8 protein-coding genes are annotated in these 12750 nt (G+C 68.5%); 5 read left to right on the top strand and 3 right to left on the bottom strand.

All coding sequences use genetic code 11. From position 1 onward, the window contains the following. Positions 1–74: 74 nt before the first annotated feature. Together EV562_RS30010 and EV562_RS30015 are read right to left on the bottom strand one after the other, a co-directional pair. A complete protein-coding gene (locus tag EV562_RS30010; protein WP_133889992.1) occupies positions 75–1583 on the bottom strand; it encodes a glycosyltransferase 87 family protein in 1509 nt (502 codons plus the stop codon). Between the two features lie 121 nt (positions 1584–1704). Then, positions 1705–4092, bottom strand: coding sequence for a transglycosylase domain-containing protein (locus EV562_RS30015; RefSeq protein WP_133889993.1), 2388 nt, complete (start codon positions 4090–4092; stop codon positions 1705–1707). A 664-nt stretch (positions 4093–4756) separates the two neighbouring features. Here EV562_RS30015 and EV562_RS30020 point away from each other — a divergent pair. From EV562_RS30020 to EV562_RS30035, 4 genes are all read left to right on the top strand, one after another. After that, positions 4757–5434, top strand: a complete 678-nt coding sequence (locus EV562_RS30020; protein ID WP_133889994.1) for a PadR family transcriptional regulator — start codon at positions 4757–4759, stop codon at positions 5432–5434. Positions 5435–5478: 44 nt separating this feature from the next. Beyond that, positions 5479–6561: an inositol-3-phosphate synthase gene (locus EV562_RS30025; protein ID WP_133889995.1), complete on the top strand. Its 1083-nt coding sequence runs from the start codon at positions 5479–5481 to the stop codon at positions 6559–6561. A 79-nt stretch (positions 6562–6640) separates the two neighbouring features. Then, a complete protein-coding gene (locus tag EV562_RS30030; protein ID WP_133889996.1) occupies positions 6641–7918 on the top strand; it encodes an MFS transporter in 1278 nt (425 codons plus the stop codon). 31 nt (positions 7919–7949) lie between these two features. Further along, positions 7950–8543, top strand: coding sequence for a hypothetical protein (locus tag EV562_RS30035; protein ID WP_133889997.1), 594 nt, complete (start codon positions 7950–7952; stop codon positions 8541–8543). A gap of 97 nt (positions 8544–8640) precedes the next feature. Here EV562_RS30035 and EV562_RS30040 read toward each other — a convergent pair whose 3' ends face one another. After that, entirely contained in the window at positions 8641–10092 is a 1452-nt protein-coding gene (locus tag EV562_RS30040) for a CCA tRNA nucleotidyltransferase (protein ID WP_133889998.1), read from the bottom strand. A 225-nt stretch (positions 10093–10317) separates the two neighbouring features. Between EV562_RS30040 and EV562_RS30045 the strand changes: the two genes are divergently transcribed. Then, positions 10318–12732, top strand: a complete 2415-nt coding sequence (locus EV562_RS30045) for a DUF6049 family protein (protein WP_133889999.1) — start codon at positions 10318–10320, stop codon at positions 12730–12732. Positions 12733–12750: the final 18 nt, after the last annotated feature.

The following is a 12750-nucleotide window of genomic DNA, read 5'->3' on the forward strand; positions in this document are numbered from 1 at the left end:
CGAGCGGCCGCAGGACGTGAAAGGCCGTTCCCGGGGTCCTGGTGGCCCTCGGGTACGGGCTTTCACGCGTTCACTCAGTGCGAACTGCCCGGCTGCCGGCTCCTGCCCCAGTGCACCCGTGTCTCCTCGTAGTGGGCCGCGGGCGGCTCGGCACGAGCCGCCGGACCCAGGACGAAGACATCCTCCGCGCCGTCCAGCACCCCGCCCGACGGGTCGTCGTCGCCCGTCCGCCGCACCGGGTCCCGGTCCGGCCTCAGGATGTCGCGCACGACCATGGCACAGAGGAACAGCGTCCCCAGCAGGTGCAGGCCGATGGCCCAGTGGTAGCCGTCCGTCGGCAGTCCCTTGTGGGCGTCGCCGCTGGTGGTGTAGGCGAGATACATCCAGATGCCGAGGAAGTAGGCCACTTCGCACGCCTGCCAGATCAGGAAGTCCCGCCACTTGGGCCGGGCCAGGGCGGCGAGCGGCACCAGCCAGAGCACGTACTGCGGTGAGTAGACCTTGTTGGTGAGGATGAACGCCGCGACGATCAGGAAGGCGAGCTGCGCGAGCCGCGGCCGCCGCGGAGCGGCCAGCGTCAGCGCCGCGACGGCGCCGCAGCTCAGCAGCATCAGAAGCGTGGCGAGGGTGTTGACGGTCTCGGTGCTGAGGGGGTTGTCGGAGTTCTGGGCCAGGATCAGCCAAAGGGACCCGAAGTCCACGCCCCTCTCCTGGCTGAACGTGTAGAACTTCGACCAGCCGTCGAAGGCGAAGAGCATCACCGGCAGATTCACGACGAGCCAGGCGACGACCGCGCCTCCCAGTGCCGTTCCGAACGCCCGCCACTTGCCCGCACGCCAGCACAGGACGAGAAGGGGGCCGAGGATCAAGAAGGGGTAGAGCTTGGCGGCCGTGGCCAGGCCCAGCAGCACGCCGAAGGCCAGCGGGCGCTCCCGGGACCACATCAGGAGGGCGGCTGCCGTCAGGGCGACCGCCAGCAGGTCCCAGTTGACGGTGGCAGTCAGCGCGAAGGCGGGCGCCAAGGCGACCAGCAGACCGTCCCAGGGGCGCCGGGTGTGCGTACGGGCCACGCAGACGGCGATGACGACCGCACAAACCATGAGCATCCCGGCATTGACCATCCAGTACCACTGCTCCTGGTCCTGGATGGTGCCGCTGCCCGGCGTGAGCCAGGACGCGACCTCCATGAACAGGCCGGTCAGCACGGGGTACTCCAGGTACTCCATGTCGCCGGGGAGCTTGTCGAAGTACGGCACGAGCCCGTCGACGAATCCGCGTCCCTGGTAGAGGTGCGGGATGTCCGAGTAGCACGCGTGCGTGTACTGGGAGCTGGCGCCGAAGAACCAGGCACCGTTGTAACACGGGGCCTTCTGGACCAGTCCGAGGACGAACATGCCGATCGCCACGAGTGCGATCACCCGCACGGGGGTCCACCAGGACGTACCCAGCAGGGCACGCCGACCCACCGGGCCGCCGATCAGCTCGCTGCCGGCCGCGGCGACCGTGTCCTCCCTGGTCGGCCGCACCGGGTCCGGCTCGTGCACGCTCGCTGGCGTCGATTCTGCACTGGGCATGGGGCACATCCTGCCGTACGCACCTGGGGACAGGGCGGGGCCGCCGCACCCTCATGGATGCGGCGGCCCCTGTTTTCACGTGAAACTTGCGGGTGTTTCACGTGAAACACCCCTGCTTGCGGCGGTGCGGCTATCCGTTCGCGCCCCAGATGCTGTTTCCGCGACTGGTTCCGCTGTCGCCCTCTTCCCCTGTCTCACTGGTTGTGGGTGAAGGTGATCCGCTGCCCTCCGAGCCGCCTGGGCCGTTGCCCCCGTTGCCGTTGCCGGCGTTGTCGCCGTCGTCGCAGTTCCACTCGAAGACCCCGCACGTATTGGTCGGCGTGGAAGGCGAGGGAGCGGTCTGCGTGTCGCTGGGCGACGGGGTCGGCGACGGGCTGGTCTCTTCGGTCTCGGAGGCCGAGGGGGAGGGGGAGGGCGTGGGAGTCGGCGACGGGGTGTCGTTGATGACCTCACCGATGGGCTCCGGCTTCGGGAACTTCTCCGCCTTCATGCCCTTCATCGCGTCCGACATGTAGTCCTGCCAGATCGTGGACGGGAAGGAGGCGCCGTGGATCTTGTCCTCACCACCCGTTCCGTACATCTCCAGGAACGTGCGGTTCTTGATGGTCTCGTCGTCCGGGTACCGATACATGCTGATCGCGGTCGACAGCTGCGGGGTGTAACCGACGAACCAGGCGGACTTGTTGCCGTCCGTGGTACCGGTCTTGCCCGCCACCTCTCGGCCGGGCAGCTGGGCGTTGGTGCCCGTTCCCTTCTCGACGACGGTCTTCAGGACGTCCGTGACGTTGTCGGCGACCTTCGCGGTGAAGGCCTGCTTCTCCTCGACCTTGTGCGTGTAGACCGTGCCGTCCTTGTTGGTCACCTTCGTGACGGAGTACGGCTCACGCTGCTTGCCGCTGTCCGCGAAGGTGGCGTACGCGCCCGCCATGCGGATGGCACTCGGGTCGGAGACACCGATGGAGAAGGACGGGTAACCGGACCCCGCCAGGCTGTCCTCCAGGAGACCCGCGTCGACGGCGGCCTCCTTCACCTTGTCCAGACCGACATCCATGCCGAGCTGCACGAAGGCGGAGTTCACCGACTCCCGCATCGCCTCACGGAGGTCGATCTTGTAGTCCGGCGGGGAACCGACGTTGTCCTTGCCGTCATTCTCCTGACGCCACTGCTCGCCCTTCTCGTTCTGCCAGATCGATCCGTCATAGTTGTTGATCTTGAGGTTGTTCTTGCCGCTGTAGAGGCTCTTCGGCGAGACGACGGTGCGCTCGTCCTGGGCCTGGACCTCACCGAGGTCCGGGTCCCGCACACCCCACTTCATCGCCGCCGCGAGCACGAACGGCTTGAACGTCGAACCGACCTGGGCGCCGGTGACATCGGCGTTGTTGGTGAAGTGCTTGGTGGCGTCCTCACCGCCGTAGATGGCCTTGATCGCCCCGGTCTTGGTGTCGATGGACGCCCCGCCGAACTGGACGTGCGTGTCCTTCTCGGGACGCTTCTTGGGGTCGATCTTGTCCTTGTAGACCTTCTGCACCGACTTCTCGAGCTCGTCGACCTTCTTCTTGTCGAAGGTCGTGTAGATCGAGTAGCCGCCCTTCTCCAGCTGCTGCTCCGACACCTCGCCGCTCTTGAGCACGGAGGCCTTGGCGAGCCTGACGAGGTAGCCGATCTGGCCGCCCAGCTTGGCGTTCGACTGCGGGTTCTGCGTGCTGGGGAGTTCGGTGTACTTGGCCCGTTCCGTCTGGCTCAGATGCCCGTACTCCACCATCTTGTCGAGGGTGTCCTGCATCTGGGAGTGGGCCCGCTTCTGGTTGGCCTGAGGCGTGGCCCCCACCGGGTCGATCGAGACCGAACCCGCCGGGTCGAAGTAGGTGGCGCCCTTGAGCATCGCCGAGAGGAAGGCGCACTGCCCCGGGTTGAGGTCGACGGCGTCGACGTTGAAGTACGCGCGTGCGGCGGCCTGGATGCCGTAGGCGCCGCGGCCGTAGTAGGCGGAGTTCAGGTAGCCCGCGAGGATCTTGTCCTTCGGCTCCTCGGCCCCGACCTTGATCGAGACGAAGATCTCCTTGACCTTGCGGGAGACCGTCTGCGACTGGTCGTTCAGCATCGCGTTCTTCACGTACTGCTGGGTGATGGTGGACCCACCCTGGGTCTCACCTCCCTTGGCCATGTTGAACACGGCGCGGGCGATGCCCTTGGGGTCGATGCCGCTGTCCGAGTAGAACGTCTTGTTCTCCTGGGAGATGACGGCGTAACGCATCTCCTTGGGGATCTGCGAGAGGTTGACGTTCTGGCGGTTGCGGTCACCGCCGGTGGCCACCATCTGGGTGTTGTCGGCCCAGTAGTAGACGTTGTTCTGCGCGACGGCGGAATCGTCGACGACGGGGACGCTCACCATGGCGTACGCGAGGCCCGCGGCGCCGACCAGGCAACCGAAGAACGCGATGCACAGTCCGGAAACGAGCCTCCAGGAGGGCACCCAGCGGTGCCACCCGTCCTTGCCGTGGCGCGGGTAGTCGATCATCCGCTTCTTGCCGGGCGCGGCCGCCCGGCCCCGCCCCGGCCCCGCCGCGCCTCCGGGGGCCCCTCGCCGGCCACCGCGGCCCGGTTCGGCCGCTCTACGACGGCTGCCCCCGCTGCGCTGTGCCGCGCGCCTGGCCTCGGCGCGGCTGCCGTACGGACGCTCCTCGTCCTGCGCACCGTAGGAGGCGGACGGAGACTCTGTGGCGCCTCGCGGTGCCGCACGGCGGCCGGAGGACGAACCGGACTGACCGCGTCGGGCCGCGGCACGTCCGCCTCCCTGCGGCGGCGGCGGTTTGCGACGGTGCTCGCTCATCGAACGACTACTCCTCGGGCAGGCGCACCTTTGCGCGCCTGGTAAAGGCGGCTGGTTTCCGGTCCCCCCGAAGTACGGATGCGGCCCCTTCCGCATTCACCCGTACTGCACCGGGGACAGGGACGCTCCCAGACGTCACTCGGTTCCCGGTGGTTCGCATGGCGCACACACTACGCACCGTCAAAACCCCCGAGGCCCGAAGTTCACCTCAAATCAGGCAACTTGCTCGCGATGAATCCCTGATGTGATCCCGTTCACCAGTTCACCTCTTGTCGCACGCCGAAGCTCGTTCTATCGTGCTGATGTATCGACTCGATACATCAGCGCGGCATAAGGGCGAGAGGAGGCGACGATGAGCCGGAGATCCGGCATCCTCGAGTTCGCCGTACTCGGCCTGCTCCGCGAGTCCCCGATGCACGGCTACGAGCTGCGTAAACGGCTCAACACGTCACTGGGAGTGTTCCGGGCGTTCAGCTACGGGACGCTCTACCCCTGCCTCAAGACGCTGGTCACCAACGGCTGGTTGATCGAGGAGCCCGGGAACGTCGACGAGGCCGCCGCGTCCCTCACAGGACGCCGCGCCAAGATCGTCTACCGGCTGACGGCCGACGGTAAGGAACATTTCGAGCAGCTCCTCTCCCAGACGGGCCCGGACGCGTACGACGACGAGACCTTCGCCGCTCGGTTCGCGTTCTTCGGGCAGACGTCGCGTGACGTACGCATGCGCGTGCTCGAGGGCCGGCGCAGCCGGCTGGAGGAGCGCCTGGAGAAGATGCGAGCCTCCCTGGCCCGCACCCGGGAGCGTCTCGACGACTACACGCTTGAGCTCCAGCGCCACGGAATGGAGTCCGTGGAGCGCGAAGTGCGCTGGCTGAACGAGCTCATCGAGAGTGAGCGGGCGGGACGGGACCTGAGGGGTTCCGCCGCCGAGGGGACCGCTCAACAGGACACGACATCTGGAGCGACGGGCGGCCTGCCCCGGCTGGGAGACGACTCCCGGCCGGATACGCCCGGCGACACCGCCACGTGAGCGCCCAGTCAGGGCCTCACTCGTACACACAGGGAGCAACCGGAATGGGTTCGGTTCGCGTAGCCATCGTCGGTGTGGGCAACTGCGCCGCATCGCTGGTGCAGGGCGTCGAGTACTACAAGGACGCCGACCCGGCGGCCAAGGTCCCCGGCCTGATGCACGTCCAGTTCGGCGACTACCACGTCAGCGACATCGAGTTCGTCGCCGCCTTCGACGTGGACGCCAAGAAGGTCGGTCTGGACCTGGCGGACGCCATCGGCGCCTCCGAGAACAACACCATCAAGATCTGCGACGTGCCGAACAGCGGCGTCCAGGTCCAGCGCGGCCACACGTACGACGGTCTCGGCAAGTACTACCGCCAGACCATCGAGGAGTCCGCCGAGGCGCCGGTCGACATCGTCCAGATCCTCAAGGACAAGCAGGTCGACGTCCTCGTCTGCTACCTGCCCGTCGGTTCCGAGGACGCGGCGAAGTACTACGCCCAGTGCGCCATCGACGCCAAGGTCGCCTTCGTCAACGCCCTCCCGGTCTTCATCGCCGGCACCAAGGAGTGGGCGGACAAGTTCACCGAGGCGGGCGTCCCGATCGTCGGTGACGACATCAAGTCGCAGGTCGGCGCCACCATCACGCACCGCGTCATGGCGAAGCTGTTCGAGGACCGCGGCGTCGTCCTGGACCGCACGATGCAGCTGAACGTCGGCGGCAACATGGACTTCAAGAACATGCTCGAGCGCGAGCGCCTGGAGTCCAAGAAGATCTCCAAGACGCAGGCCGTGACCTCCCAGATCCCCGACCGCGATCTGGGTGCGGACAACGTCCACATCGGCCCGTCCGACTACGTCGCCTGGCTGGACGACCGCAAGTGGGCCTACGTCCGCCTCGAGGGCCGCGCCTTCGGTGACGTCCCGCTGAACCTGGAGTACAAGCTCGAGGTCTGGGACTCCCCGAACTCGGCCGGTGTCATCATCGACGCCCTGCGCGCCGCGAAGATCGCCAAGGACCGCGGCATCGGCGGCCCGATCCTGTCGGCGTCGAGCTACTTCATGAAGTCCCCGCCGGTCCAGTACTTCGACGACGAGGCCCGCGCCAACGTCGAGAAGTTCATCGCGGGCGAGGTCGAGCGCTGAGAAGCCGCTGACCCCGGTCTGCCGAGGGTCCCCGGGTCGCATGACCCGGGGACCCTTCCCGTATGTGAGGCTGTGCCCCATGGCCGTCGTCCGTGACCTGCGCGTCCTCCTGCGCCTGAAGGGGTTCCGGCGCCTGCTCGCCGTTCGCCTGCTCTCCCAGGGGGCCGACGGGGTTTACCAGGTCGCGCTCGCCACCTACGTCGTCTTCTCCCCGGAGAAGCAGACCTCGGCCGCCGCGATCGCCTCCGCGATGGCGGTCCTGCTGCTCCCGTACTCCCTGGTGGGCCCCTTCGCCGGTGTCCTCCTGGACCGCTGGCGCCGCCGCCAGGTCTTCCTGTACGGCAATCTGCTGCGCGCCGTGCTGGCCTCGGTGACGGCGGCGCTGATGATCGCCTCCGTCCCCGACTGGCTCTTCTACGTCTCGGCGCTCTGCGTCACGGCCGTCAACCGCTTCGTTCTCGCGGGGCTCTCCGCCGCCCTGCCCCGGGTCGTCGACGCCGAGCGTCTGGTGATCGCCAACTCGCTCTCCCCGACGGCCGGCACCCTGGCCGCCACGGCCGGCGGTGGTCTCGCGTTCGTCGTCCGTCTCGTGGTCTCGGACTCCGACGCCGCCGTGGTCCTGCTCGGCGCCGGCCTCTACCTGTGCGGGGCGCTGGCGTCGCTGCGCATCGCCGTGGAACTGCTGGGCCCCGACCTGGCACTCGTACGGCCGAGGCTGAGTTCGGCGCTCACCGGCACCGCCCGGGACCTGGTGGCGGGCGTACGCCATCTCGCCGCACCGGCCCGCCGCGAAGCGGCCTGGGCGCTCGCGGGCATGACACTGATGCGGTTCTGCTACGGCGCCCTGCTGGTCATGCTGCTGATGCTGTGCCGGTACTCCCTGAGTTCGGACACGGACGAGGGTCTCGCCCTGCTGGGACTGGCGCTCGGGGTCTCCGGGGCGGGCTTCTTCGCGGCCGCGGTGGTCACGCCCTGGGCGGCGGGAGGGCTGGGCCCCGGTCGCTGGATGGCCGTCTGCGCGGCGGTCGCCACCGTGCTGGTGCCCGCCCTGGGGCTGCCGTTCGCCACGGCCCCCCTGCTCGCCGCCGCGTTCGTGCTGGGCCTGACCACACAGGGGGCGAAGATCGCCACCGACACGGTCGTGCAGTCCTCGGTCGAGGACACCTACCGCGGCCGGATCTTCTCCGTCTACGACGTGCTCTTCAACGTGGCCTTCGTCGGCGCGGCGGGGGTGGCCGCGCTCATGCTGCCGCCGGACGGCCGGTCGGTGCCGCTGGTGGTGACGGTGTCCCTCGTCTACGGAGGGGTTGCGGCAGCTATGGCCCGGTTTGAGAGCCGGTCAGTGTCACATCAGTGACACAGAGCCCTACCGGGCTACAGAGTTGTCAGTGCGACCCGGTAGCTTACGTGCGTCTTATCTCGCGCCATGTTCGCGACACGCACCTATTTCAGGGGGACCCCCAGTGACCACCCAGCCGCCGCCTCAGGGCAATCCGTTCGCGCAGAACCAGCCGCAGGCTCCGCAGCAGCCCCAGGGGCAGAACCCCTACGCCCAGGGGCAGCAGGGGTTCCCGCAGCAGGCCGGCCAGCCCGGTCAGCCCGGTTTCCCGCAGCAGGGTGTGCCCTACGCCCCGGTCCCGCCGCAGCCGGCCCGTCGCAAGATGAGCTTCAAGACGATCAAGAACATCGTCATCGCGGTGGTCGTGGTGGGTGTGGCGGTCGGCGGTTACATCGCCAGCCGGGACGACGCCGACCAGGCCGGCGTGGGCGACTGCCTGAAGTCCGCGTCGTCGTCGTCGGACCGCATGGAGGTCGTGGACTGCTCCGCCACGGACGCCGAGGGCAAGGTCCTGTCCAAGGTGAAGGGCCACTTCACGTCGGTGACCGCCGAGACGGAGTGCCGGAAGGTCGACGGAGCCACCGGTTTCTACGCCGAGACCGGTGACGGCGAGGAGTTCCTGCTCTGCCTCGGTGACGTCTGAGCGGGATCATCCCCTCCGCGTTTGCCGCATGGGTCATGTTTCACGTGAAACATGACCCGACGGGCGGCACGTTTCACGTGAAACGTGCCGCCCGTTCTCATGCGTTCTCCGGGTGCCGGGCCCACCACTCCCGCAGAGCCGACACCGCCGCGTCGTGTTCCATCGGCCCGTTCTCCAGGCGAAGCTCCAGAAGGTGCTTGTACGCCTGCCCGACGGCCGGGCCGGGCCGGACCCCGAGGATTTCCATGATCTGGTTGCCGTCCAGATCCGGCCGGATGGCGTCCAGCTCCTCCTGCTCCTGAAGCTGCGCGATCCGCTCCTCCAGGCCGTCATAGGCACGGGAGAGAGCCGACGCCTTGCGCTTGTTGCGCGTCGTGCAGTCCGACCGCGTCAGCTTGTGGAGCCGGTCGAGCAGCGGTCCGGCGTCCCGGACATAGCGGCGGACGGCGGAGTCCGTCCACTCGCCCGTGCCGTAACCGTGGAAACGCAGGTGCAGCTCGACCAGGCGTGAGACGTCCCTCACCAGATCGTTGGAGTACTTGAGCGCGATCATGCGCTTCTTCGTCATCTTGGCCCCGACCACCTCGTGGTGGTGGAAGGAGACCCTGCCGTCCTGCTCGAAGCGACGAGTGCGCGGCTTGCCGATGTCGTGCAACAGGGCGGCCAGGCGGAGGGTCAGGTCGGGCCCCTCCTCTTCCAGGGCCATGGCCTGCTCCAGGACGATGAGCGTGTGGTCGTAGACATCCTTGTGCCGGTGGTGCTCGTCACGCTCCAGCCGCAGGGCCGGCAGCTCGGGCAGGACCCGCTCAGCGAGGCCGGTCTCCACCAGCAGCGTCAGTCCCTTGCGCGGATGTGAGGACAGGACGAGCTTGTTCAGCTCGTCCCTGACCCGCTCGGCCGAGACGATGTCGATGCGCCCGGCCATGTCCTGCATGGCCTTGACCACCTCAGGAGCCACCTCGAAGTCGAGCTGCGCGGCGAAGCGTGCCGCCCTCATCATCCGGAGGGGATCGTCCGAGAAGGAGTCCTCAGGAGTCCCCGGAGTGCGCAGCACACCGGCCGCGAGGTCGTCGAGCCCGCCGTGCGGGTCGATGAACACCTTCTCCGGGAGTGCTACGGCCATCGCGTTCACCGTGAAGTCACGGCGGACGAGATCCTCCTCGATGGAGTCGCCGTAGGACACCTCGGGCTTGCGCGAGGTGCGGTCGTACGCCTCCGACCGGTAGGTGGTCACCTCGATCTGCCAGCCGTCCTTCTGCCCTCCGACCGTGCCGAAGGCGATCCCGACCTCCCAGATCGCGTCCGCCCAGGGACGCATGATCTTCAGTACGTCCTGAGGGCGGGCGTCCGTCGTGAAGTCCAGGTCGTTTCCGAGCCGCCCGAGCAAGGCGTCCCGGACCGAGCCGCCGACCAGGGCGAGCGAGAACCCGGCCTCCTGGAATCGGCGGGCGAGATCGTCGGCGGCAGGGGCGATCCGCAGCGGCTCACTCACCGCGCGGTGCTGCTCCTGACGCAGGACACTGGGGCTGGCTTCGTTGGCGTTCGGCACAACAGAACAGGGTACGTGGCCCGGGCGGAGACAGGCGCCTCCATTGATCACGCACCGAATCCCCCACTTCCGCCCCGCTCCCTCTATAGGCGCACATACGGGGAAGCCCGGTCCTGTCGCGGATCTTGTGGCGTACACCGCGGCACTTCCCCTCGGCGCGCATCGTTACCATGCGTGGACGCACATTCCGACGACCACTGATCACGACGAGGGACGGGCGAGCGCGTGGCCGAGGCGGCAGACTTCCAGGGGACCAGTGCCTCACCTGCCCGCCGGTGGCTCCGGCGCACCACGGCACTGCTCGCCGGGGCGCCGCTGCTGGCCGGCGTGGTCCAGCTGCCCGCTGCCGGTACGGCGCACGCGGAGGAAGCCGCCACCGCCCGGGCCGACACCGGCGCGGGCTCGGTGGCCGTGGCCGTCGACTCGCTCACCCCGTCTGCGCCCACGGACGGCGACACGGTGACCGTGTCGGGCACCGTGACCAACAACGGCCGGCAGGCCGTCACGGACGCGCACGTGGGTCTGCGGGTGGGCCCGCAGATGGACACCCGCTCCTCCGTCGACGCGATCGCCAAGGACAGCGACGATCTCCAGGGGTCCGTCTCCCCGGAGATCGACGACAAGTACACCGAGAAGTTCTCCAAGCTCACTCCGGGCGTCGCCGAGCACTTCAACATCTCCGTCCCGGTCGACGACCTGAACCTCGGCGACGACGGCGTCTACGAATTCGCCGTCTCGTTGTCCGGGGAGACCTCCGCACAGCCCTGGGAGCGGATGCTCGGCATCCAGCGGACCTTCCTGCCGTGGCGGCCCGACGAGGCCGGCACCAAGACCAGGACCACGGCACTGTGGCCGCTCGTGTCGACGACGCACATGGCCGCCGAGACGGGGCCGAACGAGGAGCAGACGCCGGTCTTCCTCAACGACGACCTGGCGAAGGAGATCTCCCCCGGCGGTCGCCTGAACCAGATGGTGACGCTCGGAAAGGACCTCGACGTCACCTGGGTGGTCGATCCGGACCTGCTGGCCTCGGTCGACGCGATGACGGGCAGCTACCGCGTCCGGGACGGGGACCGGACCACCGCGGGCACCCACCAGGCGATCGCGAAGCAGTGGCTGGCCGACCTGCAGGACGCGGTCGCCGACAAGGAGGTCGTCGCCCTTCCCTTCGCCGACCCCGACGTGGCTTCCCTGGCCCACAACGGCACGGACGTCGCCGGGTCGCTGAGCCAGCTCAAGGAGGCGACGGACGTCGTCGACAACACCGTCGAGACGATCCTCCACGTGAAGCCGAACACCGACTTCGCCTGGCCCGTCGAAGGCGCCGTCGACCGCTCGATCGTCAAGGTCGCCACCTCCGCGGGTGCCGACAAGGTGATCGCGCGCAGCGACAGCCTCCAGGAGACCAACGGTCTGCCCTACACGCCGTCCGCCGCCCGCCCCATCGGGGGCGGCACCACGGCCGTCGTGGCGGACGACCGGCTGTCGACGGCGTTCGAGGGCGACCTGACGACGGCGTCCGCCTCCACCCTCGCCGTGCAGCGCTTCCTCGCCCAGAGCCTCGGCCTGGAACTCCAGACCGACAAGCAGCGTAGTGTCGTCATCGCTCCCCAGCGCATGCCCTCCGGCAGTCAGGCCCGTGCGATGGCCGAGGCGCTGCGGGCCCTCCAGGGCGGCACCTGGTCCGATTCCCAGAAGCTGACGGCGGCCTCCGCCGCCAAGCCGGACCCGGACGCCGCCACGACGGTTCCCGGAACCTCCTCCTACCCGTCGGCCCTGCGCAGGAAGGAACTGCCCCGGTCGGCCTTCGTGGAGAGCACGCGGACGCAGGACGCCCTGGACAGCTTCAAGGTCGTGCTCTCGGACCCGTCCCGGGTGGTGACCCCGTTCGGACGCGCCCTGAACCGGGAGATGTCCGTGTCGTGGCGGGGCCGGGCCGCCGAGGCGAAGTCCTTCCGCGACGGAGTGAAGACCTACCTCGACGGGCTGTCCGGCCGGGTCCGGCTGATCGACAAGTCGGAGACGAAACTCTCCGGCCGCAGCGCCACGATCCCGGTGACGGTGCAGAACAACCTGGTGCAGGACGTCGGCCCCCTGGTCCTGCGGCTCTCCTCCACGAACCCGACGCGGCTCGAGATCGACGGCGCGGACTACGAGGAGCAGCCGATCTCCGTCTCCGGCGGTCACAGCCAGTCGGTGAAGTTCACCACGTCGGCGAAGGCCAACGGCCGGGCGACGGTGATCGCCCAGCTGTACACGAAGGACGGGCGGCCGTACGGCCAACCCGTCACCTTCGACGTGAAGGTCACCGAGATCACGGCCACCGTGATGCTCGTCATCGGTGGTGGCGTCCTGCTGCTCGTCCTCGCCGGTTTCCGGATGTACACGCAGCGCAAGCGCGCCGCGGCGCGTGCCGCCGAGCAGGCCGAGGCGGGCGAGGAGAGCGACTCCGGGGAGTCGGAGGCGTCCGGGAACTCCGAGGACGACCCCGAGAACCCCGAAGCCCCCGAAGGACGTCTCACCCAGGAGTCCGGGGCACAGGCCCGGACAGGCGACCCGGAGCAGCCGAGTGACCCGACACCGGACACCGCAGCGGAAAGCGCCGACCCGTCCGGCACGGGTGAGAGAGTGGACCGTTGAGGATGTCGTGGCCGGTCG

The organism is Streptomyces sp. BK208 (assembly GCF_004364245.1).
Taxonomy (GTDB): domain Bacteria; phylum Actinomycetota; class Actinomycetes; order Streptomycetales; family Streptomycetaceae; genus Streptomyces.